The following is a 25,777-nucleotide window of genomic DNA, read 5'->3' on the forward strand; positions in this document are numbered from 1 at the left end:
CAATCGGGAGCCCCCCCGCGGCGTCTGTGGAATCAAAGCACCGCCCAGCTGTTGGCGGCGCGGCTTCGCCCGGGGCGCCTGATGCGCCTGCGGGAGTGCAACACGGAGACAGACCGCATGGACTACCGCTGGAGGAAGGCCCTGGGCGCGCTGGTGGCGCTCTCGCTCGGCTGTGCATCTTCGAAGCACGAGCAGCAGCAGCAGCCGGCGCCGCAGCCCGCGCCGCAGGCCCAGGCGGCCACGGCTCCCGCCGAGACCCCGCCGGTGCCCACGCTGCGGCTGGACCCGCAGGTGCGCCCCTCGGGCTACGAGCTCGAGCTCACGGTGGACCCGAACCGCGACCAGTTCGCGGGCGTGGTGAAGATCGCGCTCGAGCTGCCCCAGGCCACGCGCTTCGTGTGGCTCAACGGGCAGGAGCTGGAGGTGCAGAGCGCCACCATCGCCGGCGCGGACGGCAAGACGTCTCCGGCGCGCGCGGTGAAGGGCAGCGAGGACTTCATCGGCTTCGGCTTCGAGCAGCCGGTGGGCCCGGGCAAGGCCACGCTCGAGGTGAAGTACACCGGGCGCATCTCGGACAAGGACAGCCAGGGCCTGTTCCGCCAGAAGGAGGGCGGGGACTGGTACGCCTTCAGCCAGTTCGAGCCGGACGACGCGCGCCGCGTGCTGCCCAGCTTCGACGAGCCCAGCTTCAAGGTGCCCTTCCAGCTCACGCTGAAGATCCCCATGGCGCTCCAGGGCTACAGCAACACGCCCGTGGAGCAGGAGACCCCGGCCGCCGGCGGCTTCAAGAAGCTGCGCTTCGCGCGCACGAAGCCGCTGCCCAGCTACCTGCTCGCCTTCGGCGTCGGCCCCCTCGAGGCGGTGGACGCGGGGCGCGCGGGCAAGAACCAGGTGCCGGTGCGCATCATCGTGCCGCACGGGCGCGCCGCCGAGGCGGCCTACGCCGCGAAGGTGACCGGCCCCATCCTCGGGCTGCTCGAGGACTACTTCGGCATCCCCTACCCCTACGAGAAGCTGGACCAGCTCTCCATCCCCATCGCCACCGGCTGGGGCGCGATGGAGAACGCGGGCCTGGTCACCTACGTGTCCGAGCTCATCCTCGCCAAGCCCGAGCAGGACACGCTGGAGCGCCAGCGCATCTTCGCGGAGGTGGCCGCGCACGAGCTCGCGCACCAGTGGTTCGGTGACCTGGTCACCATGCCCTGGTGGAACGACATCTGGCTCAACGAGAGCTTCGCGAGCTGGATGGAGGTGGGCACCATCGACAAGTTCGCTCCCGACTGGGGCGCGCAGGTGGAGCAGGTGAAGACGCGCAACCAGTCGATGAAGGCGGACAGCCTCGCCACCGCGCGCGTCATCCGCCAGAAGATCGAGAACCGCGGCGACATCCGCAACGCCTTCGACGGCATCACCTACGGCAAGGGCGCCAGCGTGCTCACGATGTTCGAGAGCTACCTGGGCAAGGAGCGCTTCCAGGCGGGCATCCACCGCTACATGCAGAAGCACGCCTACGGCAACGCCACCGCGGACGACTTCCTCGCCTCCATCTCCGAGGCGGCCGGCCGCGACGTGGCCCCCATGTTCTCCACCTACCTGCAGCAGGCGGGCGTGCCGCGCGTGTCCATGAAGCTCGCGTGCGAGGCCGGCCAGAAGCCCACGCTGCAGCTCTCGCAGCGCCGCTACCTGCCCACCGGCAGCAAGGGGAGCAGCGAGGGGCTGTGGCAGGTGCCGGTGTGCGTGCGCTACGGCCAGGGCGCGGGCAAGGCCGGCGAGGCGTGCACGCTGCTCACCGAGAAGCAGGGGCAGCTGGTGCTCGAGGACGCGAAGGGCTGCCCGGACTGGGTGATGCCCAACGCGCAGATGAAGGGCTACTACCGCGCGCTGCTCGAGGGTGACGGGCTCGCGCGCCTGATGAAGCAGGGCGGCAAGCAGCTCAGCCTCCCCGAGCGCGTGGGCCTGCTCGGCGACGCGAAGGCGCTCACCGCGAGCAACGACCTGCCGGCCGCCGACACGCTCACGCTCGCCCAGCGCATGCTGCCCTCGGACGACCGCGAGCTGGTCACCGCCGCCATGAGCGCCTCCAGCGTGAACGTGGACTACCTGCCGCAGGGGATGCGCCCGAACTACGAGCGCTTCCTGCGCAAGACCTACGGCCCCGAGGCGCGCAAGCTGGGCCTCAGCCCGAAGAAGGGCGAGAGCCAGGACCAGGCGCTGCTGCGTCCCGAGGTGCTGTGGACGGTGGCCTACTCGGGCCGCGACCCGCAGCTCGCCGCGCAGTCCAAGGCGCTCGCGCTCAAGTGGCTGACCGACCGCAGCGCGGTGGACCCGGCGCTGGTGCCGGTGGTGCTGCACACCGCGGCGCTCGGCGCGGACGAGGCGCTGCACGGGCGCATGCTCGCCGAGGCGAAGAAGAGCCAGGACCGGCGCGAGCGCGGCTGGCTGCTCGAGGCGCTCGGCGCGGTGCGCGACCCGAAGCTGGTGGCGAAGAACCTCCAGGTGATGATGGGCGAGGACTTCGACCTGCGCGAGTCGTACACGCTCCTGAGCGGCCCGCTCGAGGAGCCCACCACGCGCCAGCAGGCCTACGACTTCTTCAAGGAGAACTACGACGCGCTCGTGGCCCGCTTCCCGCGCGACTACGGCGCCTACCTCACCATGGGCGCGAGCCACTTCTGCGACGCCGCCCACCGCGAGGACGTCCAGGCCTTCTTCGGCGAGCGCACCCCGAAGCTGCCGGGCGGCAAGCGCGTGCTCGCGCAGACGCTGGAGACCGTGGACCTGTGCATCGCGCAGAAGGCGGCGCAGGGCGAGAGCCTCGGCCGCTACCTGGCGAAGTACTAGCGGGCGCCGCCGAGCCGTGAAGCCCGGGGGGTGCACCGATGTACGCGGTGCACCCCTCTGCATTTTTACACGGGCCAGTGGTGAACACCTCGCGGCCGGGTGCACCTTGCCGCGGGGAGCCGGGTGCGTAGCTTGCGGCGCATGGTGTCGGAAGCGGACATGGCAGCGCGGGCGGAGACGGCCCGCAGCATCGCGGCGAGCCGCGCGTGCCAGGCGGCCTGTGAGGCCTCGATGGGCCGGCTCAGCGCCGAGGGGCTCGCGCCGATGAGCGAGCCGGTGCGGCTGCTGCGCCAGTGCGCGGAGCTGTGCGCGCTGCACGCGCTCGCCCTGCAGCGCGGCAGCCGGCTCGCGCGCCGCACCGCGCTGCTGTGCGGCGAGCTGTGCGCCCAGGTCGCGCGCGCCGCCTGGCTCGAGGCCGGAGAGCCCGCGCGCGAGCTCGCGCAGGTGGCCCTGCAGGCCTGCCGCGCCGCTCGCCCCCTGACCCAGCGCTAGTCCCCTCTCCCTCTGGGAACAGGAGGCGCCCCGGTGGACACTGGCGTGTCCCGGCCCACGGGCGTACAGAGCGCCCCGTGCAGACCCCGTTCCTCATCGGCAACCGCCTCTACCTGCGCCCGCTGGAGCGTGCGGACGCGCCCCTGCTCGCGGCCTTCGTGAACCACCCGGAGACGCGGCGCACCGTGCTGCGCGCGCGGCCCACGAGCCTCGCGCAGGAGGAGGCCTTCCTCGCGACGCTGGGCAGCAGCGAGCGCGACGTGATGTTCGGGCTCGCGCTGCACGAGGGCGGCGTGCTGGTGGGGGTGAGCGGGCTGCACCAGGTGGACCCCATCGGCCGCAAGGCGCAGCTGGGGCTGCTCATCGGCTCCTCGGTGCACTGGGGCAAGGGCTACGGCACCGAGGCCACGCGCCTCATGCTCGACTATGCGTTCCGCACGCTGAACCTGCACAAGGTGGGGCTGCAGGTGTTCAGCAACAACCCGGCAGGACGGCGCGTCTACGAGAAGGCGGGCTTCCGGCTCGAGGGCACGCTGCGCGAGGACTACTTCGTGGAGGGCACGTACGTGGACGTGCACTGCATGGGCCTGCTGCGCAGCGAGTGGAGCCGGGGCTAGGACCTTCTCCCTGGCGGACAGGGAGGACGCGTCACAGCGCGACGCCGTACAGCGCGCCGTACTTCTCGCGCAGGTAGCCGAGGAAGTCCGCGTCGGTGAGCCCCTCGCCGGTGATGCGGCGCACGCGCTCCTCGGCGGGCAGCCGGTAGCCGTGCTGGTGCACGTGCGTGCGCAGCCAGTCGCGCAGGGGCCGCAGCTCGCCACGGGCGAGGCCCGCCTCGAGCCCCGGCACCTGCCGCTGCGCCGCGCGGTAGAGCGAGGCCGCGTACAGGTTTCCCAGTGCGTAGGTGGGGAAGTAGCCGAACTCGCCCCAGGCCCAGTGGATGTCCTGCAGCACGCCCTGGGTGTCGTCCGGAGGGCGCACGCCGAGGTAGCGCTCCATGCGCTCGCTCCAGGCGGCCGGCAGCTCCGCGAGCGGCAGCTGGTCCTTCACCAGCAGCAGCTCCAGCTCGTAGCGCAGCACGATGTGCAGGTTGTACGTGACCTCGTCCGCCTCCACGCGGATGAGCGAGGGCGCCACGCGGTTCACCGCGGCGTAGAAGCCCTGCGCGTCCACGTCCGCGAGCGCGCTCGGGAAGGCGGCCTTCAGGAGCGGGAAGTAGTGGCCCCAGAAGGCGCGGCTGCGCCCCACCACGTTCTCCCAGAGCCGGCTCTGCGACTCATGCAGCCCCATGGAGGCGGCGGCCGCGAGCGGCGTGCGGTGCAGGGCTTCCGCGAAGCCCTGCTCGTAGAGGCCGTGCCCTCCCTCGTGGATGGTGCCGAAGAGCGCGGGCAAGGGGTTGCCCTCCTCGAGCCGCGTGGTGAGGCGCACGTCGTTCGGGTGCGTGCCGCCGGTGAAGGGGTGGATGCTCTTGTCCTGCCGCCCCGCCTCGAGGTCGAAGCCCATGTCGCGCAGCAGCCGCAGGCTGAAGGCCCACTGTGCCTCCACGTCGAAGGTGCGGCCCTGGAACAGGTCCGGCACCTGGCGGGGGCTCTCGGCAATGGCCCGCACGAGCGGCACGAGCTGGTCGCGCAGCCGCGCGAGCACCGGGCCCAGGCGCGAGACGCGCATCCCCGGCTCGTAGCCCTCGAGCAGCGCGTCGTAGCGCTCGCCGTCGTGGCCCCACGCATCCGCCATCTCGCGGCGCAAGCCGAGCAGGCGCTGCAGCGCGGGCTGGAAGAGGGCGAAGGAGCGCTCCTTGCGAGCGATTCGCCACGCGGCGAGCCCGTGGCTCTGCGCCTCGGCGAGCGCGCGCACCAGTGCGCCGGGCACGCGCACCGCGCGCTCGCGCTCGTGGCCGAGCACCCGCACCATCGCACGCGCGTCCTCGTCCAGGCCGGGCGCCTCGCGCGCCCACGCGAGCACCTCGCCGAGCCGCGGGTCCACGAGGCGCTCGTGGTAGAGCCCCTGCAGCGTGGCGAGCTGCGCGGCGCGCGCCCCCTCTGCCTTGGGCGGCAGGTACGTCTCCTGGTCCCAGGTGGCCAGGCCGATGACGCCCGAGAGATCCTTCAGCTCCTGCATCCGGCCGAGCAGCGCGGGAAAGGTGCGGTCCATGGGCCTCCTCTTAACGCAGTGCGGGCGGAAGCTGGACTTATAGGCACGGGTGTTGACGCCGGCCGTTTTGCGCTATGGGGAGGCCGCATATGGCGCACGTACAGAAGTTCTTCATGGCCCCCGACGACGAGCGGGCCTTCTTCCGGGAGCTGGGCCGCTACGTGCTCGAGGTGTACCCGCGCCGCGTGCCCCCCGACTGGGAGACCTTCCGGGCGAACGAGCAGAACCTCGAGCGGCTGCCCGAGGAGGACCTGTACCTGGTGGCCAGCGAGATCGGCCCCGCCGAGGTCAGCCCGGTGAAGCGCGGCAAGGAGAAGGGCTTCTGGCGCATCGACGAGGTGCGCAGCCCGGTCATCTTCTACGAGCGCTGCCGCCTGAACGAAGAGGGCGAGCTCCTGAGCGGCCAGCTGTGGGCCGAGCTGGACATCACCCCGCAGACCGGCCGGCGCGACGCGGCCCCGGATCGCTTCCGCCGCCTCTTCATGGAGATCCACGAGTACATGAAGAAGACCTTCCGCAAGGGCGACCCCAAGGAGTTCCTGGTGGGCCCCAGGACGGCCCGCCTGGCGAAGGAAGGCCTGGTGCTGCGCGACTCGGCGCACCGGGGCGGAACCGTGGTGCCCTACAAGTAGACGGGGTATAGGGCGCCCCCATCACCCAGCCGGGGCCCGAGAGCGGCCCCTGCGCGGAGCACATCGCAATGAGCAGCCTGAATCACGAGCGCGTCCTCAAGGTGCATCACTGGACCGACACGCTCTTCACCTTCGTCACCACCCGCGACTCGGGGTTCCGCTTCGAGAACGGCCAGTTCACGATGATCGGCATCGAGGTGGAGGGCCGCCCCCTGCTTCGCGCCTACAGCATGGTGAGCGCGAACTACGAGGAGCACCTCGAGTTCCTCAGCATCAAGGTGCCCAACGGCCCGCTGACCAGCCGCCTGCAGCACCTGAAGGAGGGCGACACGCTGCTGGTGAGCCGCAAGGCCGTGGGCACGCTGGTGCCCAGCCACCTGCTGCCGGGGCGCAACCTGTACCTGCTCTCCACGGGCACGGGGCTCGCGCCCTTCATGAGCATCATCAAGGACCCCACCATCTACGAGCAGTACGAGCGCGTGGTGCTCACGCACACCTGCCGCCGCGTGGAGGAGCTCGCCTACCGCGACCTCATCATCCACGAGCTGCCGAAGAACGAGTTCTTCGGGGAGCTGGTGAAGCAGAAGCTCATCTATTACCCGAGCGTGACGCGCGAGGAGTTCCAGAACAGCGGCCGCATCACGGACCTCATCCGCAGCGGCAAGCTGTTCCAGGACATCGGGCTGCCGGAGTTCGACCCGGCGCAGGACCGCGCGATGCTGTGCGGCAGCCCCGAGATGCTCGCGGACACGAAGAACCTGCTCGAGGAGCGCGGTTTCAAGATGGGCGACCCGGGCGAGCCCGGGCAGTTCCTCATCGAGAAGGCCTTCGTCGAGCGCTGAGGGTGTGCGCGGCGCGGGAGCCCGGGGCCTGGAGCCCGGGCTGCACCGCGCCCCGCCCTGTCGCTACTTCCGCTTCTTCTTCGCCGCGGACTTCTTCTTCGCGGGGGCCTTCTTCGCCTTCGCGGTCTTCGCCGCCGGCGCCTCCTTGCGTGCCGCGAGGATGGTGCCGCGGCACTCGGGCGCGCCGCAGCGGCACGGGTACAGGGCCTCCAGCTCGGCGTCGTCCTCGGGCTCGCCGCGCTCGTAGCCGTAGTCGTAGGCGAGCTCCTCACCCGGCGCGATGTCGCGCAGCGCCTCGATGAAGATGCGGCGGTTGTCGATCACCGCCTCGCAGTTGCCCGCGCAGCTGTGGTTGATGAAGCGCGCGTCGTTGCCCGTGTGGGTGGCGTCGATGACGGTGCGCGCGTCCACGCTGAAGAGGAAGGTGTGGTGGCGCTCCATGCGGCTGTCGTCGTAGCGCTTGTCCGCCTCCTTCTGGCTGATGCGCTCGCCGGTGTACTCGACGAAGCGCTCGCCCTTCTTGATGGGGCGGGTGGCAAAGGCGCCGCGGCCCTGGATGTGGCTCTTGCGCAGCTCGAAGGGCGCAACGGCCGGAGGGATCGCGGCGAGCGGCTTCTTCACGGGACGCTTCTTCTTGGACGTGGCCGGCATGGACGCGCACGGTAGCGCGAGCACGCCGGGAGTCCACCGTCACGAACAGGACGGCCTGCGCAGGAGACGACAGAGGCGGGCGAGCCGCGCCAGCGCCGCAGTCGGCCTACTTACTTTGCTTGAGCCGCTCGAGGTGCTCGTCCAGCTGCAGTGCCTCGGGCAGGAACTCGTGCAAGCCCTCACCGATGGAGCCCTCCTCGTCGGTGCTCAGGTACACCCGCTGGACCTCCGCCATCTTGGTTGCGCCGTCGATGATGGCGAGCAGCGAGTGGGTAAGCCCGTACATCGCCTCCAGCTGAACCGAGGCCACGTCGTTCGCCGTGACGCCGGCAGTCCGCAGCGCCGCCGAGATGCGCTCGAACGCATCCGGATTCGCAGACAGCGAGTGATCCGCGCCAGGCTCCGTGAGCTCTTGCGCCGTGCGAGCCACCCACCGGTGCACAGCGGCAGAGACATCCTGGAGGAAGGCGTCTCTGACCTTTGCTTGGTCGTTTAGAAACCGGGCCATACGAACTTGTCTCCGAATTGTTTGTCGATCTTCTGAGCGAAGTCGGCGATCTGCGCAGCCGTCGGGTTTCCCTTGTTGGCCTTGTCGAACTTATTCCACATGTTCGTGATGACGTTGTGCGTCTTGTCATCGACGCCTCGAAGGAATTGGAGATCGTGGATGTTGATGCCCGCTCCCTCGAGCGTCTCCGCATACTTCTGAGGAAGGCTGTGATGAACCTCGAAGCCTGCCGGAAGATCTGGGCGCGCCTTGACGAAGCGATCGCGATAGTTGCTAGCCGTCGCCGCCGACTTGGCACAGCTCGCCGCCCCGTTGTGGACCACCGCGCCCGTGTCACCGACCACGTACGCGTGCGCCGTCTCCACCTCTAGGTTGAAGACGTCGAAGTGCCCCGCGCGAGCGCTGACGGCCGCCACCCGAAGCGGCAGACCTGCTGCGAGGACCTGGTCTCCGACGCGCAGCTCGCGCGCCTGCGTCCAGCGCAGCTCCCACTCGCCGAGCTGGCGGAAGCGGTGCTCGGGCGTCGCCGCGACCACCTCGGTCTCACCCGCGAGATTCTCGAGCGTGACGTCGACCAGCCAGCCCGTCTGCCGGTGGGAGACCTGCGTGACGGTGTGCGCGACGGGCGTCGGGTCGGTCCCATCCTCCGAGGGCACCCAGACCTGATCACCCACCTGCACGCTCTGGATGGGCACCCGCTCACCGCCAGCGACGAGCACCGGTGTGCCAGCCACGAAGCAGCCACCACCGGGCAGACCGCAGGAGCCACCCGAGCAGCCGGGCGCGGACTCCGCGAGCTGCGCCGCCTTCCCGAAGCGGTTGGACACCGCACCGAGCACCTTCTTGCCCACGGCCGAGGCGGCCTTGCCCAGACCGAAGCCGATGACGCCTGCCGCGGCGTCCTGGGTCATCGCCTCGGTGTTGAACGCCGCCTTGACGCTGCCCGTCTGGATGCCGCGCTCGATGACGCCCGAGGCAGCGGAGCCTGCGGCTTCCGCCCCCGCCTGGATGATGAGGCTCGCACCGCCCGTGGCCGCGGTGATGGCGCCGGTGACGGCGCCGCTCGCGGCCGCAGCGAGCACGCCGCGCGCCGTGTACGCCTCGCCGTTGATGGCCCCCTTCACCAGGTAGATGCCGGTGCTGATGGTCGCGCCCACCAGCGCGCCCACCAGGATGTGCGGCAGCCGGCCGTCGCGGTCCGCGAGGCTCGTGGGCGTGTTGCGCGCGTACGCGTAGGGGTTGAGCACCTGCGGGTCCGCGACGCCGTGGCCCGGGTTGCCCAGCACCTCCGTGTCCGGGGTGAGGAAGCGGCCCAGCTGCGGATCGTAGTAGCGCGCCCCCGAGTAGTAGAGACCGGCCTCCGCGTCCCACTCGTGTCCCGTGAAGGTGTAGGGCTCGTCGGTGCCCACCACCTGGCGGCCCCACGCGTCGTACGCGGCCTCGGACACCACTGCGCCCGAAGCGTTCGTGAGGACCGTGGAGCTCTGGAGGTGATCGGTGACGTAGTAGATGGCGTCCGGCTCACCCTCGGGCTGAGGCTGCCCCCTGGGCGAACCTCCACACGCGCTGAGCGCTGCCGCCATGCCGCCGGCGAGCAGCACGCGCGCCCAGCGCCCGCGTCCGCCGGTCGCGGCGAAGAGGGCGCCGCCTGCGACCAGCGCGAGCAGTGAGAGCGCCGAGAGCCCCTGCCCCACCGCGCGATGCGCCGCGGCCACTGCCGTCACGGTGCGCGGCGTGCCCCCGCCGATGCGCGCGAGACGCACGTCTCCCGAGTACACGTACTTCACCAGCTGCCCGTCCCGCTCCTCGCTGAAGCGGTCCACGTAGACGACCGTGTGCTCCTTGCCGCCGGCCGTCACCCGCTTCACCGTGCGGTGGCCCTCGTAGTCGTAGGCGTAGCGGGTGAGATCCTTGTCGGTGGCCACCTCGGTGAGGCGACCCTGCACGTCGTAGGTGAAGCGGCGCCCGAAGGCAGAGGTCACCGCTCCGTTCGCGTCGTAGGTGAGCGGGCGGCCGCCCACGCTGCGCACGGCGTTGGGCTGCGCCTGCGGATCGTAGGCATAGGCCCCCAGGTCGCTCTTGGCGAGCAGGTTGCCGACGGCGTCGTAGGAGAAGCTCGCGCTGCCGGCCGGACCGGACACGCGCTCGAGCCGCTGGAGCGCGTCGTACACGAAGCTGCGCGAGGCGCTGTAGCCACCGTCCGGGTGCACGCTGTCGCGCACCTGGGTGAGCGCGCCCGCGCGGTCGTACTGCAGCTCCAGCCCCTGCACCGTCTTGCCGGCAGCATCGGTGCTGCGCAGTGCGCGCACGCGGTCGTGCGGATCGTACTCGGCGGTGGCCACCACGCCGTTCGCGTACTCGCGGCGCACCGCGAGCCCCACGGCGTTGTAATCGATGCTGCGCACCACACCGGGCACGCTCGCCAGGAGCCCGCGCTCGTTGAAGACGTAGTCGAGCGTGGTGTCGTCCGGGTAGGTGAGCGCCACCACCCGGTCCAGGTTGTCGTAGCGCTGGCGGGTGCGGTAGTCGCGCCCGTCCACCACGCGCAGGTCCTCCACCAGGTGGCCGCGCGCGTCGTAGGCGAAGTGCTCCTGGCCCGCGAGGTCCTCGACCCAGGTGAGCCGGCCACGGGCGAAGGCCGCGGACTCCCCCGGCGTGCGAGGCGAGGGAGTGTCGTAGTGGTAGCGCAGCTCTCCCGCGGAGGCTCCGTCCGGGCGCAGGTGGCGCTCGGTGAGCAGGCGCCCCAACCCGTCGTAGGTCTTGAGGAGGTGCTGCCCCGTGGCGTCCTGCCAGTCCACGAGGTTGTCGTCGTCGTCGTAGCCGAAGCGGCGTGTGCCCGCGTCCGGGTGCTGCAGCTCGAGCAGGCGGCCCAGGCCATCGTAACGGTAGCGGGTGGCGTGCCCCGCGGCGTTCACCACCGCGAGCGTGCGTCCCAGGGCGTCGTAGCTGAAGCGGGTGACGTGGCGAGCGCTGCCGGCGTCCTCGGTGACGGCGATGGTGCGCCCGCGGCCGTCCTGCTCCTGCACGAGCGGTGTGCCGTGGAAGGGGGAAGCCGGGTTCAGGTCCTCGCCGTCCCACAGCTCGCGCCTCAGCGGCGCGTAGCGCGTCTCGGTGCGAAGGCCGTCCGGATAGATGGTGCGGATCTCGCGACCCAGGACGTCGTAGTCGTGGAGGACGGCGGAGGTCTGGGGCGGGGCCTCGACGAAGCCCGAGGAGGCCACGAGCGCCTCGTCCCACTCGCGCACCACTGCGCCCCGGCGCGAGTACTCGCGCCGGTCGGACAGCTCCCACTGCCCGTGCTCGGCCTGGGTGTACGTGGCCAGCGCCCTGCCCAGGCCGTCGTAGTACGAGAGCGCCGTGAGCACCGTGTCCTGGCCTGACACGGTGCGCGACTCCGTGGTGCGCATGCTCAGCGGAGAGGCAAGGCCGTAGCGGTAGCGGAAGGTGGGGAGCTCCAGCGTGTCGCCGGGCTTCGCCAGCGCGACCAGTCGCTCCAGCGCGTCGTAGGCATAGCGGACGGTGGCGGCGTTGGCGTCCGTGAACGAGCGCACGAGCCCGCGGCCCGGCACCACGTCCACCTGGAAGGTGAGCCCCTCTCCGCCCTCGGCGCCCACCACGTGCTCTCGCACCGGGAAGGTGTGCGTGGCCAGGTCGTACTCCACGCTGCGCCGTGCGCCTCGCGGCGTGAGCATCGCCACGGTGTTGCCGTAGGGGTCGCGCGCCACGCGCTGGGCGCTCACCCAACGGTCGGCCTCCACCCAGCGCTCCTCGCGCGTCTGCTGGCCGCGCGTGAGCTGGCCGAGCGGCAGGCCCTCGAAGTCGGGCCCGTCGTAGTACAGGCGGCGCGCGGAGAGGCGCACGCCCGCGGGGGTCTCCGCGCGCTCCTCCTGCAGCCGCCCGAGCACCCAGCCCTGCGCGTCGTTCAGGAAGGTGCGGCGCACGAACAGCTCGTCTCCGCCCCCCAGGGGGTCTCCGTCCACCACCAGCCCGTAGTCGCGCTGCAGCGTGGGGTTGCCCCACCCGTCGTACTCCCACTCCTCCCGCGTGACGGCCGGGGTCTGCGTTCCCTCGAAGCGGGAGGTCTCGTGCGCCGTCAGCTCGACGCCCACGCAGTCCACGCCGTCCAGGCCCGCGGCGTACACCCGCGGTGCATGGGTCCACACCTCGCGCACGAAGAGCCGGCCGTCCTCGGTGCCCAGCTCCCGGGCAAGCTCGCGGCCCTTGAGCGCCTCGCTCGCGAGCCCCAGGTCATAGGTGTGCTGCTCCACCGCGGTGGGGTCCGCGTCGTCGCCGAGCGCCCGCACCTCCACCTGGCCGAAGCCGCGGAACTCGCGGGTGCGGCCGTCGTAGTGGCCCTGCGCGTAGGTGTAGCGGGTGGTGGAGAGGCCGCCGCGCGAGTCGCCGAGGGTGCTCTCCGCGAGCACCTGCACGCTGAAGGGCAGGCGGGTGGTCCACGGGTGGCCCGCCGCCAGCGCCGCGGCGTAGGCATCCGCGCTGGTGCTGAAGCGCAGGGTGCGCACCAGCCCCAGCCCGTTCTCCACGCGCGTGAGGAGGTTGGGGCGCAGGCCGCGGGTCACGTCCAGGTAGGTGACGCGCGCGTCCGGGTCCGCGCTCGGCGTGAGCCACACCACGTCCGTGGTGCCGTTGCCGTTCATGTCACCCAGGCGCACCTGGGTGAGGCGCGCGTTGGTGGAGGGCGTCCCCGCGAGCGAGCGCACGGGGCCAAAGCCCCCGGCGGGCTGCAGCGGCCAGAGGTCCAGGTGGTCCGCGTCCACCCGCACGAGGTCCGCGAGGCCGTCTCCGGTGAGGTCCGCCAGTTGCAGCTGCGCCTCGCCGGCGCTGCCCACGTCCGGCGCGTTGGGCAGGGACTCGGGCGCATCGAAGAGGCCGAAGCCGCGCGCCGGCCACCAGAGCACCGAGCCCGTGCGCACGAAGACCAGGTCCAGCAGCCGGTCCCCGTTGAGGTCCGCGAGCTTCACGCGCCCGTCCGCGAAGTCCAGCGCCGTGCCGCCCGGAGGCAGCGGCAGGGACTGGGCCTGTGAGAAACCCCCTGCCCCACCGTTGCGCCACCAGGTGGCGCTCGTGGGGGTGAGGCGCAGCGCGTCCGGCAGCTTGTCGCCGTCCAGGTCCACCCAGCGCGTCTGCGGGTCCTCGGGCACGAACGAGGGGTTGTTGGCGAGCACCACCGAGGGCTCCCAGCGCCCCTGCCCGAGGTTGGGGAAGTAGCGGAACGCCTGCGACGTGCTGCCCGTGCGCGCGAGCAGGTCCACGAGCCCGTCGCCGTCCACGTCCGCCAGTTCCACGCCGCTGGTGCCCAGTGCGACGGACGGGCTCGCCGGGAGGTCCTGGCGCTCGGCGAAGCGCGCGGCGCCGAGGTTGCGGTAGTAGGCGTGCGCGCCGCTCGCGGCCGTGAGCAGGTCCGGGAAGCCGTCGCCGTCCACGTCCGAGAGCTCGGTGTCGGCGTCGCTGCCAGGCAGCTTCGCGGGAGCGGCCGCGAGCGTCTGCAGGCCGACGAGCGAGGTGGGAGCCTCGCTGTACTGGAAGCGCAACGGAGGCAGCGCGGTGCGGTCGTCGTCGCCGTACATCTGCAGGGACTCGAGCAACGAGACGTCCGTGCCGGCGCGGTAGGCGAGCTCGTAGCGGCGCACCTGCTGCCCCAGCGCGAACACCCGCGCGCTCTTGAGGCGGCGCGCAGTGGTCACGCGGAACGTGGAGCGGTAGTCCGTCAGCGCGTCGGGGCGCGCCTCGTAGGCGAAGTCCACCCGGTTGTCCGCCGCGCCCGCCCGCCGGTTGTAGGCCACGCGCACGAGGTAGGGCAGCCCGCCGTCCTTCTCGTAGAAGTAGCTGACCCGGTTGCCCCAAACGTCGATCTCGTCCTCGAGGTACCAGGCGAACGCGCCCGCCTCTCCCTCCACCCGCGAGCCCGCGTCCAGGCCGTAGCGGCGCACGCTGCCGGAGGGCAGGTCCACCTCGAAGCCCTCGGCGCTGCGGCGCACGCGCAGGAAGGCGCCCTCGTTCTTCAGGCGCCAGGTGTCCTGCGCCACCCGCACCAGCTCCTGCCCGTCCAGCAGGAGCCGGTCGGAGCTGTCGTAGCGCGGCAGGCCGCGCTCGGTCATGCGCTGCACGCTGGAGACGCGCAGCGCCCACCCCAGCCCCACCGGGCCATTGCCCGCGCCGCTGTCGTAGGTGAGCGCGAGCGAGGGCGTCAGCCCCCCGGTGCCGGGCGGCAGCTGCAGCGCCACGGCCTCCGTGATGCTGCCGGAGTTGAGCTGGACCTGGAACGACTCCCCGAGGCCCGCCACACTGCCAGGGCCCGAGGGGACGGAGAGGACGTTGGGGCGCGTGCCGGACTTGTCGGCGCGCGCAGGGAGGGCCAGGCCTACCCCCAGCAGCAGGGTGAGCCCGAACACGAGACGGCGCGACATGCGTGCTCCTACTGCTGGATGGTCTTGGACGAGTGCTCGAAGATGAGCTCGATGTCGTCGAGCCCCGCGAGGTCGAGCCCGGCGTTGGCGGTCTCCACGCGGGTGTCCTGGTTGATCTTCAGCGTCCAGGGACCGGCGAGCAGCGGACGGAAGAGCAGGTCGGTGTTCGGCGTGGGGGCGAGCGGGTTGGAGGCATTGATGCCCGCCTCCACGCGCGCCACGCGCGGGCTCTGCGCATCGTCGAGCAGGTTGTAGGGGACCAGGTCGAAGGGCGAGTCGCAGTTGCGCTGGTAGCTGGTGCCACCGTGGGTGAGGCGGATCACCGCCTTGGTCACCCCGGCACCCAGGTTGTCCCCGACCAGGTTCGCGCGCACGCTCAGGATGCGGTCGTTGCAGACGGCCTGGGAGAACAGGGGCGCATCCGGGCGGGTGGTCTCGAAGTTCAGGCTCAGGTTGCCCTGCGCATCCCGGTGGGCCGGGTCCGCTACGTAGCGGCGGAAGCGCTCGCGGGGGCTGTACTCCTTGCCGGTGACGGGATCACGCAGCGGCTGGCCCAGGCCGAGCAGCGTGTCTCGCACGCTGACCACGTCGACGTTGCCCTGCAGCGGCACGGTGGAGCTGTGGGTGTAGTAGTCGTAGAGGTCGAGGAGGTAGGCGTTGACCTCGGCCGCCGTGCGCTTCTGCCACAGCGTCTCGCGCGGGCCGTAGCTCACGTTGAGCTCGTACTCGAGCGCGCGCGTGGCAAGGTAGGCCCAGTCCATGGCCCGCCGATAGGTGCGCAGTGCCTGCATCGTCGCCGCGTTCCCGTACATGCGGAAGGTGAGCAGGCGGTACGCGGTCGAGGCGCCTTGCTTCGACACCTGGGCGATCTGGTCCTCGACCAGCTGGGCCTGGCGCAGCGTGCCGGTCACCGAGGCTACGGCCTGCAGCAGGCTCTCGCGGGCCATCTCCAGCTCGATGCTCAGGGTGTAGCTCTCCAGCATCTTCGTCTGGATCAGCGCCGCGCTGTTGATGAGCTTCTCCTGGGCCTGGTTGAACTCCACGCGGGCGCGCTGGCGCGTTGCGAGCTCGTTGCGCGCCTTGTCGATCTGCGCGTGCCCGGTGATGGAGACGAGCTGCCCCTCCAAGGAGAGTGCGGCGCCGAAGATGCCAAACACGCCCTTGATGCTGCCGCTGGCGAGGCCCGTCATGAGGCTGCCGGCGGCCTGGTACACCGCCGCGACGGAGTCGATCACGGCCTCCTGGTCCTCGAGCGCGTTGAGGCGCCGGCCGTCCTGCATGATCAGGGTCGCCTCCAGCTCGTTGATGCCGACGCTGCGCCGGGCGCGGTCGCGCTCGATCCGCATCTCCTCGTGCAGGTTGCTCACGCGCTGCAGCAGCAGCCGGATGCGTTCGTTCGCTGCCGTCACCTCGCGCTTCGCGTTGTCGAACTGGCTGCCAGACCCGCCACAGGTGGCCACGGCGCTCGAGCCGCACAGGACGTTGAGCTGGCTGCGCAGCTGCTGCAGCTGCGCCAGCATCTGCGTACTCAGCGCGTCCTGGCTCGCCTCGAACTCGCGGCTGCTCGTCCGGGCCTTGTCCGCGTCGGCCATGGCCGCGGGAGTGAAGGTACCGGCGGCATCCGCGTAGATCTGCAGGAAGTTGCTGTCGTTGCGCGCGGAACCGGGCTTGAAGAAGAAGGGCACGTAGGTTTGCGTGTAGCCGGCGGGGTTACGTCCCGTGGCCAGCGCGTCGTAGCGGGCGGAGAGCGCCTGGAAGTCGCGCAGCACGGCCCCGAGCTCGGCGAGCTCCGCGGGGGTGACCTGGGCCCGGGACATCACGGCCGACAGCAGCGCGAGGTCGATGTAGCCCTGAAGCGCCCCGGAGCGGGCGGTGGTGCGGGCCTCGGTCAGGCGTGCAGGTCCCAGGCGGTGCAGCCGGTCCACCAGCTCGAGGCGCGTGCGCAAGGCGCCGCTCACCCCCAGCGCCACGCGCCGCAGGTGCTCGAACTTGCCGCGGCTCTTGTCGGCGGCAAGGTCGCCGAGCAGCTCGGGGAGGAAGCTCTGGCCGGAGCGCAGCGGCTCCTCGCCGATGGGCCCGAGCAGCAGCTCCAGCGCCCAGGGGTCCAGCATCGTCACGGAGCTCGAGGAGGAGAAGCTGTGCACGCCCGCCGTGTAGAGGATGTACGCGCTCTTGAGCGACTGCACCTCGGTGTCCAGCGAGGTGGTGTCCGGCGACTTCCACTGCTCGAAGATGCTGACGAAGTCCTCCGAGCCGCGCAGCTGGTAGTAGTCCGCGGGGATCTCGTAGGTGTCCAGCAGGCCGCGGGAGGCCTGGTCCCGCGCATCCTGCTGCGCGGTGGTGATGGGCGAGCTCACCGGCGCGGTGAGCACGTCCTCGAACACGAGCTGGGCGCAGCGGACCTGGGAGAGGTTGATGCAGGCGCTGCCGCCGCAGGAGCCGTTGAGGATGGTCTGGTAGGGGCTCTGGCCGTCCGGGGTCGCCTGGAAGGCGCGGTAGAAGCTGCCGGCGGCAGCGAGGTAGGCCTTGCCGCGGCCCAGGGGCGTGCTGCAGTTGGCGCCGACCACGTTGGGGCAGCTCGCGTAGCAGTTGCTGCGCTCGGTCGCGGTGAAGGGCGAGGTGAGCGGCTGCGTGGGGAGGTCCGGGACGGCCGTGGCCTGCCCGCTCCGGGCCTCACCGACGCGGCGCAGGCGGAAGTGGCCGCCCACGTCCACAGTCGCGCTCGCGCGCGGGCCGCTGAGCGAGTCCACGAAGTCACCCTCGAAGAGCCCCTCGGGGCTGACCGTGCCGCGCAGGGTGATGGTGCGGCGCAAGGGGCGCGGGTAGCTGGGGTTCGCCACCGAGCCCGGTGCCCCCGCGACGATGACGGTGAGCTCGACGCTGCCATCCGCACCGATGGTGCCCGCCACGCCCACCTGTGAAGGGAAGAGCAGCGAGGTCTCCGGATCCACGAAGCCCGTGAGGCTTGTGCCGTCGGGACTCTGGAGCACGTGCATCGTGAGGGTGGAGCGCGCGATGGCGAAGGGCTGCGTGACCTCGAGGTCGCCGGCGTACTGGCCGCTCAGGTCGCGGTCCTTGGAAACCGCGATGTTCGCGATGCCCGCGGTGGAGTTGACGCGCAGGTGCGCCTCGGCGTCCGTCCCGGCCAGGGACGCATCCACGCGCACGCGGATGCTCACGGGGCTGCCGCTGACACTCCCCGCGGCGGGCTCCGCGCTCACCCACGCAGAGTCGCTGAGGATGCGGAAGGTGAGCGGAGCGCCGTCGCTCCCGTTGTTCGTCAGGGTGAAGGTCTGCTCGCGGACCGCGCCCGGGAACTGGAGCGACTCGGTGGAGGCCACGAGCGCCGCAGGGCGCGGCGGGGGCGGCGCAGGGACCGCGGTCACCTGTTCGCTCGTCGTGCAGCGGCCCCGGTTCGTGCACACGCGGGCATCGCCGCAGTCGCGGTCACTCACGCACTCGTGGGCGCACACGCCCAGCGAGCATGCATCTCCGCGTCCGCAGTCGGCGTCCACCGCGCACGCCACGTAGGCCGTGCTGGTCGGGACTGGCTGCGCGCAGAAGCCCCCCGCGCACTCCTCGCCCGGGGCGCAGGCAGTCCGGTCCTGACAGGCGCGCGGGCACGCCCGCCCCTCGGCGCAGGTATCGGACGTCTGCTCGGGACCCGTCTTGGGTCCGGCGCCGCCCCCACACGCAGCGAGGGCCAGGAGCGCGACGAGGAAATACGGTTTTGCGCGGTACATGAACTATTCCCTTCCAGCGAATGTGTGTGTTAGGTACCACACGCGCCGAGGAGAATCGAGTCTTTCATGAAAAAGCACCTGGTACTGCTTTCCTGTTTTTCCATATTTGCCCTGGCGGCCTGTGGGGGGACCTCCGACGGAGGGGACCCTGATGCAGGGTCGGAGACGGACGGCACCCCGACTGCCTCCGCGGCGCCCACCCTGGAGACCGCCACGGTGGCGGACGCCGTGGTCGGGGCGGCCTATCGGCAGCCCACCTTCGTGTCCGGCGGCGAGCGGCCGCTGCGCTACGCCCTGGCGGACGTGGCCCCCGCGCTGGCGTGGCTGCGGGTCGATGCGTCCACGGGCGAGCTGGGAGGTACGCCTCCGGCGGTGGTGCAGCCGGCGCAGTCCTTCACCTTGCAGGTGACGGATGCGAAGCAGCGCAGCGCACGCCGCACCTACACGCTGGCCGTGGACACCTGCGCGGACGGCACCACCACGGCCTGCGCGTACACCGACAACACCGCGTGCATGCTGGGCCAGCAGCGCTGCACGAACGGTCAGTTCGGTGCGTGCTCGGGGGGACAGGGGTCGACCCGCGTCGAGCAGTGCGGTGCGAACGGCAGCAGCTGCGGCTCCTGCAGCACGGACGCCAACCAGTGCAAGGACGGCCGCTGCAAGTGCGGCTTCAATGGGGCCTGTGCGGACAGCAAGGCGCCCACCTGCTGCGGTGTGAAGGACGCGGCCTCCTGCACCGACACCCAGACCGACGTCGCCAACTGTGGCGGCTGCGGCACGGACTGCCGGCCGCTCGCGCCCGGTCAGAGCCAGGCCGTGTGCACCGGCGGCAGCTGCAACTTCAAGTGCAACGCCGGCTACGACTTCTGCCCCCAGGTGAGCACCACGCGCTGCATCGGCGTCACGGCGGATCCCGACAACTGCGGCTCGTGCGGCAAACGCTGCCCGCGCAGCGGTGAGCTTCCGAACACCGTGGCTCCCCTGGCGGCGGTGGAGCTCTGCGCAGGCGGCAGCTGCAACCTCCATTGCGCCGCCGGCTTCGCCAACTGCAACGGCGACACGGCGGACGGCTGCGAGGCCAAGGTGGACGTCAACCACTGCGGACCGGACGCCGAGCGCGGCTTCAACGACACCACGGGCTGCGCCGTCGCGTGCACCACCTCGGTCCCCAACGCGCATCCCACCTGCGAGCAGCCCGCGGGCAGCTGCGGCACGGCGTGCAACGCCGGCGCGGTGACGTGCGGCGCGTCCTGCCTCATCTGCGACCAGGGTCCGAACCAGACCGGCGTGGGCTGTGACCTGAGCAACGGCCAGCCTCGCTGCAGCCTCACCTGTACGCCGGGCTACGGGAACTGCGATGTCACGTCGACCAGCGGAGGCGAGGCCAACGGCTGCGAGACGAACCTCAACTCGAGCCAGGCGAACTGTGGCAGCTGCGGGCACGCCTGTACCACCGGCGACGCGTGCCGGGAGGGTCGGTGCTGCCACACGGAGTGCCACACCGAGTGCGACTACGACCGCAAGCCTCCGTGCCAGGAGACCTGCTCCGAGATCTGCACGTGAAGCCGTAGCCTCCCGGTCGCGCCCCACGTTGGCGCGACCGGGGGCAGTGGGCTCCATCACGTCCGGGCGTCCCCGGCAGCCGCCTAACGTCATGGCGCCTTCCGCCTGCGGGTGGCGCACGGTCCACCCCGGCGAGCAGCCGTCCGTCGCTTGGTGACCCTCCCCGGTTCGGGGTGGACCCATTCCGCGCAGGCCTCCCCTTCCGCTAGCGTGCGGGGCTCGCGCCGCGGCAGTGCGCCGCTCGCGTGGGGGGTGTAGCGCAGATGAAGGGTGGTCTCAGCGCAGCGACGCCAGTGGTTCTCTCGGGGGTGACCTTCGCCACGCTCTACGCGATGCGGGGCGCGCTCGCCGAGGACAGCATGTACTTCATCGTCAGCGTGCTCGCGCTGGGCGCCGCGGCCCTGGGCGGGCTGGTGGCGGCGCTGGCCTACGATCCGGGCGACTACATGCGCCGGGCCTGGGCGCTCATCGGCCTGTGCTACGTCCTGCTCGTGGTGGACACGCTGGCCTTCGGCATCACCTCGCGCTCGGCCGAGCGCGACATCTCGGCCCTGGGCGCGGTGACCAGCGCCACCCTCACCTTCGTGGCCAACGTGTGCAGCGTGGTGGGCACCGTGCTCATCGCGCGGGCGTGGCGCGCGGCCGGGCTGGACCTCGGCGTGTCGGCGGCGGTGCGCTGGGTCGCGATGTTGCTCTCGCTCGCGCTGGCGCTCTGGCTCGTGGGCGAGGGGGCGTGGCACGACGTGCAGACGCTGCTGGGCGGGGACTGGCGCGCGCTCGTGTACCTCGCCTCCAGCCTCGGGGACATCGTCTCGCTCGCGCTGGTGGCTCCCATCCTGCTCACCGCGTACGCGCTGCGCGGCGGCAGCCTCGGCTGGCCCTGGGCGCTGCTCGCGCTCAGCAGCGTGGGCTGGCTCCTGTACAGCGCCGCGGGCGGCAGCCTGGGCGCACTCGTGCTGGGCCCTGCGGCGGAGGCGGCGGCGCGGCCCCTCGAGGAGTCGCTGCGCACCTTCGCCTGCCTCGCGCAGCTGTGCGCAGGGCTCCTACAGGCCTCGGTGCTCGCCGCGTCCGAGCAGCCCCTGCCCGCGCGCCCCGCCTTCGCTCGCATGCCCTAGACTGCGCGCGCCCCCATGCGCTCTCTCCTCGCCTGCCTCCTGCTGCTCGCCGCGCCGGCCGCGCGCGCCGCCGAGCCGGCCCCTGCGACCCCTGCCTCCACCGTGCCGCTCGCCGTGCTGCAGCTGGAGGCGGGCCCGGGCGCCGAGGACGCGGCGCGCACCGTGACGGCACTGCTCGCGAGCGAGCTCGCGGAGGCGCCGGGCCTGCGCGTGCTCACCCCCGCGGACGTGAAGGCGGTGGCCGGCATGGCCCGCGAGCGCGAGCTGCTGGGCGAGAGCCCCTGCGCCACCGGCACCTGCGCGGACGCGCTCGCCCACGCCTCGGGCGCGCGCTACGTGCTCGCCGGGCGCCTGGACCTGCAGGGCGGGCGCTACCTGCTCACCACCAGCCTGCTGGACAGCGTGGAGGCGAGGCCGCTCGCCCGTCCGCGTGCCGAGGCCTCGGACGCAGGCGGGCTCGCGGGGGCGGCCTCCGACGTCGCGGCGGCGCTGGTGCATGCGCTGCAGACGGCGCCCGGCGCGCCCCTGCCCTACGGGGGCGAGCTCGCCGTGGGACTGCGTCTCAACAACAGCTTCATCTCGCAGCTGCGCGCGCTCAACCCCGGCGGCGAGCTGGAGCTCGGCTACCGCTTCGCCCCCGCGTGGCAGGGCTTCGTGCAGGTGGGGGTGAGCCTCCTGCGCTCGGGCGGGGACGACGCCGGGCGGCTCAAGGTGCTGCCCAGCGTGCTCGGCGTGCGCCACTACCACCGGGTGGAGCGGGCGCTGCAGCCCTACTGGGGCCTGGGGCTGGGGTTGCAGCTGGCCTTCGGCCAGTACGGGGTGTTCAGCGAGACGGGCACCCTGCCCACCGTCGTCGGGTTCGGCGGGCTGGAGTACCGGATGGGTCGGTCCTTCGGCCTGCAGCTGGAGGCGGGCACCAACCTCGCGCAGGCGCTGCTCGGGCTCTCCGAGGACGGCCTGGGGGACGGCCTCAACGTGGACCTCAACGCGGGGCTCGCGTACCACTTCTGACCACCCGCGCAGGGCTGATCGCAGCGAGCAGCCAGGCGGGCGGCCACCGGCTGCAGACCGGTTGGAGGGTCACAAGGGCCCCAGTAGGGTGCGGGCCGCTCATGCCTTCGCATCCTGCCGTCGACTTGCTCACCACCCGCCTCGCCCAGTATCTCGGGCCTCAGGCGGCCGCCAATACCGTGGACACCTTCTGCCGCCGCAGCGCGGGCGCGCGCCCCGAGGCGCTCACGCCGGCGCAGCTGGTGGGGGTCCTGCCCAGCCTGCAGCCGCTGCTCTCGGTGCTGCTGGGCACCACCAAGGCGGAGATCCTCCTCTCGCAGCTCGCGAAGGACCTCTCCCGATGAGGGGCGCGTGGGTGACGGCGGCGGTGCCCTTCGTGGCGGCGGCCGGGGCGTTCATGACCCTGCACCGGATGCACGGCAGCCTCGCGGAGGACAGCCTCTACTTCATCGTCGGCATCCTGGGCGTGGGCGCCGCGGCGCTGGGAAGCCTGGTGGCCGCGCTCGCCTTCGACGCGGGCGACTACATGCGCCGCGCCTGGCTGCTGCAGGGCATGTGCTACGGCACGCTCGTGCTCAACACCCTGCTCTTCCGCTCCGCGGGCCACGCGAGCGAGCACGTGCTCTCGCCTGCCGCCGCGGCGACGAGCGGCCTCTTCATCATCGTGGCGAACGTGGCCAGCGTGCTGGGCAACCTGCGCATCGCGCGCGCCTGGCGCGTGGCGGGGCTGGACCTGCGGGTGCCGGCGGAGGTGCGCTGGGGCGCCGCGGTGGCCTCGCTCGCGCTGGCGCTCGCGATCGTGGGCAGCACCCTCTCGCAGGACGCGCAGGCGCTGTTCGGCGGGGACTGGGGCTCGCTCTCCTCCACCATCTCGGACCTCGGTGACGTCATCACGCTCGCGCTGGTGGCGCCCATCCTGCTCACCGCCTTCGCGCTGCGCGGCGGCAGCCTCGCCTGGCCCTGGGCGCTGCTGAGCCTCAGCAGCCTCGGTTGGCTCTTCTACGACGCGGCCGGCCCGGTGAGCAGCGCGCTCGCGCTCGAGTCCGCGGCGCAGCGCCCGCTGGAGGCCGCCCTGCGCGTGTTCGCCTGCCTCGCGCAGCTGAGCGCGGGGCTGCTGCAGGCCTCCGTGCTCGCGGAGTCCGAGCAGTCCCTGCCGATGCCCGCGCTGCGGCGCTGAGGGGGGCCCTGCCGCGCGGCGCGCCGCTGTGGCAGGGTGGAGGCCACCTGCCATGTCCCGGCCCCGGATGCCCGTCCTCGCCCTCGCTGCCCTGCTGCTGCTGGTGCTGCTCGCCGCGCTCGCGCGCGGTGCCCGCGCCTACGTGCTCAGCGAGCGCCTCTTCCACCTGCCCCGGCCCCCCGTGGTGCGCCCGCAGGACCTGGCCGGCCTCGAGGACCTGCGGCTGCGCTCCGCGGAGGACGGCGTCGAGCTGCGCGGCTGGTACCTGCGCTCGCGCACGGGCGCCGCGGTGGTGCTGGTGCACGGGCTGGGGCAGGACCGCACCACGCTGCTCCCCGAGGCCCGGCTGCTCGCCGCGCGCGGCGACGGGGTGCTGCTCTTCGACCTGCGCGCGCACGGCGAGAGCGGCGGGGACTTCCAGACCTACGGCGACCGCGAGCGCGGCGACGTGCGGGCCGCGCTGGACTGGGTGCTCGCGCAGCCGGACGTGGACGCGCGGCGCGTGGGGGCGCTGGGCTTCAGCATCGGGGCCTCGGCGCTCGCGGAGGTCGCGGCTGCGGACCCGCGCGTGGCGGCGGTGGCGCTCCTGTGCCCCTACTCCACGCTGGAGGAGGCCATCCGCTCCGACTTCCGCAGCGGCGGCCCCCTCACCGAGGAGCCCGCGCTGCTGCCCTACCGGCGCCGCGGGGTGAGGCTCGGCGCGGTGCGTCCGGTGGAGGCGATTGCGCGGCTCGGGCCGAGGCCCGTGTGGCTCGTCGCCGGCACGCGCGAGACGGACCTCCCCATGATGCGGCGGGTGTTCGCTGCGGCGCCCCCGTCCGCCCAGACCTGGTGGGTGGAGGGCGCGGGGCACGGCGAGTACGCGCAGGCCGCGCCGGCCGAGTACGCGCGCCGGCTCATCGCCTTCTTCGACGCGGCGCTGGGCGGCAGCGCCGCGGGCAGCGCCGCGCCTGCGAGGCCTTAGCCCTCGGCGCGCCGCGCAGGCGCCGCGGCGGAGGCCGGGGCCGCAAAGCCCGCCATCCAGGTGCGCAGCCGCGCGAGGAGCTGCACGCGCATCGCATGCGAGGAGAAGAGGTGATCCGCCTCCCGCCACAGCTCCACCTCGAGCTGGCCGCGCAGGGCGTGCAGCCCCAGCATGTCGAAGAACTGGTCGCGGTAGATGTACTCCGTGCGCGCGCCGCCCGTGTAGAGGAAGAGCAGGCGCACGCCGCGCGCGACCAGCGCCTGCACGTCGCGCGCGAGCGCCGCGGGCTGCGGATACTCGCGCGAGAACACCGCCTGCTGCTCCTGCACCTCGCGCGGCGCCGGGCCGCCGTGGCCCAGGCGCCGCAGCCGCTCGTGCAGGAAGTGGCGCCAGGCGCCGCGGTCGAGGAAGCGCAGCGTGTACCAGCGCAGCTGGTAGCCGCGCGTGCGGTAGCCGTAGCCGTCCAGCCACGTGACGCCCACCACGCGCGGGTCCTGCACGCTCACCGCGTGCACGCTGTCCACGCCGGAGCACAGCCCCACCAGCGCGAAGCGCTCGAGCCGCCGCTTCTTCTGCAGGAGGTCCATCGCCTCGCGCATGTCCAGCACGGCGCGCTCGGCGTCGGTGCGGCTGTCCTTGCGCGCTTCGCTGTCGCCGCGGCCGGAGAGGTCGAAGCGCAGGACCGTATAGCCGTCGGCGGCGAGCGCGCGCGCGAGCTCCACGTTGAGGCGGTAGGGCCCCACGCGGTGGTTCAGCCCGATGTTGGTGAGGATGACGCCCGGGGCGCCGGCACGCTCGGTGCCGGGCGCGGGCTCGGTCACCACGCCCACCAGCGAGTCCTCGGGCCCGAAGGCGTAGACGCGCTCCCTCATGCCGCCCTCCGGGTGAGCGAGGTGACGATCTCCTGGAGAATCCTGCCCGACAGCATCGCGCTCTCCACCTGGGCCGCGCCCGTGCCCGACTCCTCGCGCACCTCGCGCAGCTCCACCGCGCCGCCTCCGCTCGCCAGGTGGCGCTCGAGCGCGCGCACCTCGTCGTCCACCTCCGACACCGCGAGCACCGCGCGCTCCACGGCCGGAGGCGGCGAGGCGAGCAGGTCCACCGCCTCGAGCGAGGCGCGCAGGCCCGGGCTGAGCTCCAGGCCCAGCAGCTCCTCCATCCCGGGGGTGCGCCGCGGCGGCGTGCGGCTCGCGCCGGCCTGCAGCGCGTCCAGCGCGCGCAGCTCCTCGAGGTGGCGCTTGCCGCGGGCCACCGGCTCCCAGAGCACGAGCTCCTTCACGCGCGGGCCCCTGCCCCTTCGCGCGGCCTCCACCGCGAGCGCCGCGCCCAGGCGGAAGCCCACCAGCGACACGCGCGAGACGCCGGCGAGGTCCGCGAGCTCCTCGCTCGCAGTGGCCACGTCCTCGAGCCAGCGCTCGAAGGTGGCGTCTCGCACCTCGCCGGCGCTGTCGCCGGTGCCCGAGTAGTCGAAGCGCAGGCAGGCCACGCCCTCGCGCGCGAGCTGCGCGGCGAGGCGGCGGAAGGCCCAGTGCGCGCGCGTGTACTCCTGGGGCGCGGGGTAGAGCAGCAGCGCGGCGAAGTCCCAGGCCTGGCGGCCGCGCGGCGGGTGGTGGATGCCGAGCAGCTGACGGTCGCTGCGGCCGAAGAACGAGGGAGTCATGG

Annotated in this window: 18 protein-coding genes; 11 read left to right on the plus strand and 7 right to left on the minus strand. The window is 72.3% G+C overall.

Annotated elements, in window-relative coordinates:
- The first annotated feature begins 117 nt into the window (after positions 1–117).
- The 3 genes from FGE12_RS06605 (at position 118) to FGE12_RS06615 (ending at position 3,950) form a co-directional block, all read left to right on the plus strand.
- Complete coding sequence (locus FGE12_RS06605) at positions 118–2,841, plus strand: M1 family metallopeptidase (RefSeq protein ID WP_194797657.1); 2,724 nt, start codon at positions 118–120, stop codon at positions 2,839–2,841.
- A 159-nt stretch (positions 2,842–3,000) separates the two neighbouring features.
- The gene (locus FGE12_RS06610) at positions 3,001–3,333 is read left to right on the plus strand and encodes a hypothetical protein (protein WP_228530636.1); all 333 of its coding nucleotides are present in this window, start codon (positions 3,001–3,003) and stop codon (positions 3,331–3,333) included.
- 77 nt (positions 3,334–3,410) lie between these two features.
- Positions 3,411–3,950, plus strand: a complete 540-nt coding sequence (locus FGE12_RS06615) for a GNAT family N-acetyltransferase (protein ID WP_194797658.1) — start codon at positions 3,411–3,413, stop codon at positions 3,948–3,950.
- A 31-nt stretch (positions 3,951–3,981) separates the two neighbouring features.
- On the opposite strand, the gene FGE12_RS06620 is transcribed toward FGE12_RS06615, so the two are convergent.
- Entirely contained in the window at positions 3,982–5,484 is a 1,503-nt protein-coding gene (locus FGE12_RS06620; protein WP_153865551.1) for a carboxypeptidase M32, read from the minus strand.
- A gap of 89 nt (positions 5,485–5,573) precedes the next feature.
- On the opposite strand from FGE12_RS06620, the gene FGE12_RS06625 reads away from it, so the two are divergent.
- Both FGE12_RS06625 and FGE12_RS06630 read left to right on the plus strand, forming a co-directional pair.
- Positions 5,574–6,116, plus strand: a complete 543-nt coding sequence (locus tag FGE12_RS06625) for a hypothetical protein (protein ID WP_153865552.1) — start codon at positions 5,574–5,576, stop codon at positions 6,114–6,116.
- Between the two features lie 68 nt (positions 6,117–6,184).
- Positions 6,185–6,958 carry a ferredoxin--NADP reductase gene (locus tag FGE12_RS06630; protein WP_153865553.1) on the plus strand — a complete coding sequence of 258 codons (774 nt, stop codon included), beginning with the start codon at positions 6,185–6,187 and terminating at the stop codon, positions 6,956–6,958.
- A gap of 63 nt (positions 6,959–7,021) precedes the next feature.
- On the opposite strand, the gene FGE12_RS06635 is transcribed toward FGE12_RS06630, so the two are convergent.
- The 4 genes from FGE12_RS06635 to FGE12_RS06650 form a co-directional block, all read right to left on the minus strand.
- Entirely contained in the window at positions 7,022–7,609 is a 588-nt protein-coding gene (locus FGE12_RS06635) for an SET domain-containing protein-lysine N-methyltransferase (protein WP_153865554.1), read from the minus strand.
- Positions 7,610–7,715: 106 nt separating this feature from the next.
- Positions 7,716–8,039, minus strand: a complete 324-nt coding sequence (locus FGE12_RS06640; protein WP_153865555.1) for a hypothetical protein — start codon at positions 8,037–8,039, stop codon at positions 7,716–7,718.
- A 62-nt stretch (positions 8,040–8,101) separates the two neighbouring features.
- Positions 8,102–14,542 (minus strand): toxin TcdB middle/N-terminal domain-containing protein, encoded by a 6,441-nt coding sequence (locus tag FGE12_RS06645; protein ID WP_153865556.1) that lies wholly within the window; start codon positions 14,540–14,542, stop codon positions 8,102–8,104.
- Positions 14,543–14,550: 8 nt separating this feature from the next.
- Positions 14,551–17,928 (minus strand): hypothetical protein, encoded by a 3,378-nt coding sequence (locus tag FGE12_RS06650; protein WP_153865557.1) that lies wholly within the window; start codon positions 17,926–17,928, stop codon positions 14,551–14,553.
- 423 nt (positions 17,929–18,351) lie between these two features.
- On the opposite strand from FGE12_RS06650, the gene FGE12_RS06655 reads away from it, so the two are divergent.
- The 6 genes from FGE12_RS06655 (at position 18,352) to FGE12_RS06680 (ending at position 24,115) form a co-directional block, all read left to right on the plus strand.
- Complete coding sequence (locus FGE12_RS06655) at positions 18,352–19,848, plus strand: putative Ig domain-containing protein (protein WP_228530638.1); 1,497 nt, start codon at positions 18,352–18,354, stop codon at positions 19,846–19,848.
- A gap of 308 nt (positions 19,849–20,156) precedes the next feature.
- On the plus strand, positions 20,157–20,963 hold the full coding sequence (locus tag FGE12_RS06660; protein WP_153865559.1) for a hypothetical protein: 807 nt from the start codon (positions 20,157–20,159) through the stop codon (positions 20,961–20,963).
- 15 nt (positions 20,964–20,978) lie between these two features.
- Positions 20,979–21,974, plus strand: a complete 996-nt coding sequence (locus tag FGE12_RS06665; protein ID WP_153865560.1) for a hypothetical protein — start codon at positions 20,979–20,981, stop codon at positions 21,972–21,974.
- A gap of 101 nt (positions 21,975–22,075) precedes the next feature.
- A complete protein-coding gene (locus FGE12_RS06670) occupies positions 22,076–22,318 on the plus strand; it encodes a hypothetical protein (protein WP_153865561.1) in 243 nt (80 codons plus the stop codon).
- The gene (locus FGE12_RS06675; RefSeq protein ID WP_153865562.1) at positions 22,315–23,151 is read left to right on the plus strand and encodes a hypothetical protein; all 837 of its coding nucleotides are present in this window, start codon (positions 22,315–22,317) and stop codon (positions 23,149–23,151) included. The genes FGE12_RS06670 and FGE12_RS06675 overlap by 4 nt, the downstream gene beginning before the upstream one ends.
- A 52-nt stretch (positions 23,152–23,203) precedes the next feature.
- Positions 23,204–24,115, plus strand: coding sequence for an alpha/beta hydrolase (locus tag FGE12_RS06680; protein ID WP_228530639.1), 912 nt, complete (start codon positions 23,204–23,206; stop codon positions 24,113–24,115).
- Here the strand turns inward: FGE12_RS06680 and FGE12_RS06685 are convergent.
- Both FGE12_RS06685 and FGE12_RS06690 read right to left on the minus strand, forming a co-directional pair.
- Positions 24,112–24,987, minus strand: coding sequence for a hypothetical protein (locus FGE12_RS06685; RefSeq protein WP_153865563.1), 876 nt, complete (start codon positions 24,985–24,987; stop codon positions 24,112–24,114). The genes FGE12_RS06680 and FGE12_RS06685 overlap by 4 nt on opposite strands.
- Positions 24,984–25,775: an alpha/beta fold hydrolase gene (locus tag FGE12_RS06690; protein ID WP_153865564.1), complete on the minus strand. Its 792-nt coding sequence runs from the start codon at positions 25,773–25,775 to the stop codon at positions 24,984–24,986. The genes FGE12_RS06685 and FGE12_RS06690 overlap by 4 nt, the downstream gene beginning before the upstream one ends.
- Positions 25,776–25,777 lie beyond the last annotated feature (2 nt).

The organism is Aggregicoccus sp. 17bor-14, assembly GCF_009659535.1.
Taxonomy (GTDB): Bacteria; Myxococcota; Myxococcia; order Myxococcales; family Myxococcaceae; genus Aggregicoccus.

Bases quoted from the DNA above. Each gene is read 5' to 3' on its own strand.
- FGE12_RS06605 (WP_194797657.1), top strand. From the start codon at position 118: ATGGACTACCGCTGGAGGAAGGCCCTGGGCGCGCTGGTGGCGCTCTCG.
- FGE12_RS06610 (WP_228530636.1), top strand. From the start codon at position 3,001: ATGGCAGCGCGGGCGGAGACGGCCCGCAGCATCGCGGCGAGCCGCGCG.
- FGE12_RS06620 (WP_153865551.1), bottom strand. From the start codon at position 5,484: ATGGACCGCACCTTTCCCGCGCTGCTCGGCCGGATGCAGGAGCTGAAG.
- FGE12_RS06625 (WP_153865552.1), top strand. From the start codon at position 5,574: ATGGCGCACGTACAGAAGTTCTTCATGGCCCCCGACGACGAGCGGGCC.
- FGE12_RS06630 (WP_153865553.1), top strand. From the start codon at position 6,185: ATGAGCAGCCTGAATCACGAGCGCGTCCTCAAGGTGCATCACTGGACC.
- FGE12_RS06635 (WP_153865554.1), bottom strand. From the start codon at position 7,609: ATGCCGGCCACGTCCAAGAAGAAGCGTCCCGTGAAGAAGCCGCTCGCC.
- FGE12_RS06645 (WP_153865556.1), bottom strand. From the start codon at position 14,542: ATGTCGCGCCGTCTCGTGTTCGGGCTCACCCTGCTGCTGGGGGTAGGC.
- FGE12_RS06655 (WP_228530638.1), top strand. From the start codon at position 18,352: ATGAAAAAGCACCTGGTACTGCTTTCCTGTTTTTCCATATTTGCCCTG.
- FGE12_RS06665 (WP_153865560.1), top strand. From the start codon at position 20,979: ATGCGCTCTCTCCTCGCCTGCCTCCTGCTGCTCGCCGCGCCGGCCGCG.
- FGE12_RS06670 (WP_153865561.1), top strand. From the start codon at position 22,076: ATGCCTTCGCATCCTGCCGTCGACTTGCTCACCACCCGCCTCGCCCAG.
- FGE12_RS06675 (WP_153865562.1), top strand. From the start codon at position 22,315: ATGAGGGGCGCGTGGGTGACGGCGGCGGTGCCCTTCGTGGCGGCGGCC.
- FGE12_RS06680 (WP_228530639.1), top strand. From the start codon at position 23,204: ATGTCCCGGCCCCGGATGCCCGTCCTCGCCCTCGCTGCCCTGCTGCTG.
- FGE12_RS06685 (WP_153865563.1), bottom strand. From the start codon at position 24,987: ATGAGGGAGCGCGTCTACGCCTTCGGGCCCGAGGACTCGCTGGTGGGC.
- FGE12_RS06690 (WP_153865564.1), bottom strand. From the start codon at position 25,775: ATGACTCCCTCGTTCTTCGGCCGCAGCGACCGTCAGCTGCTCGGCATC.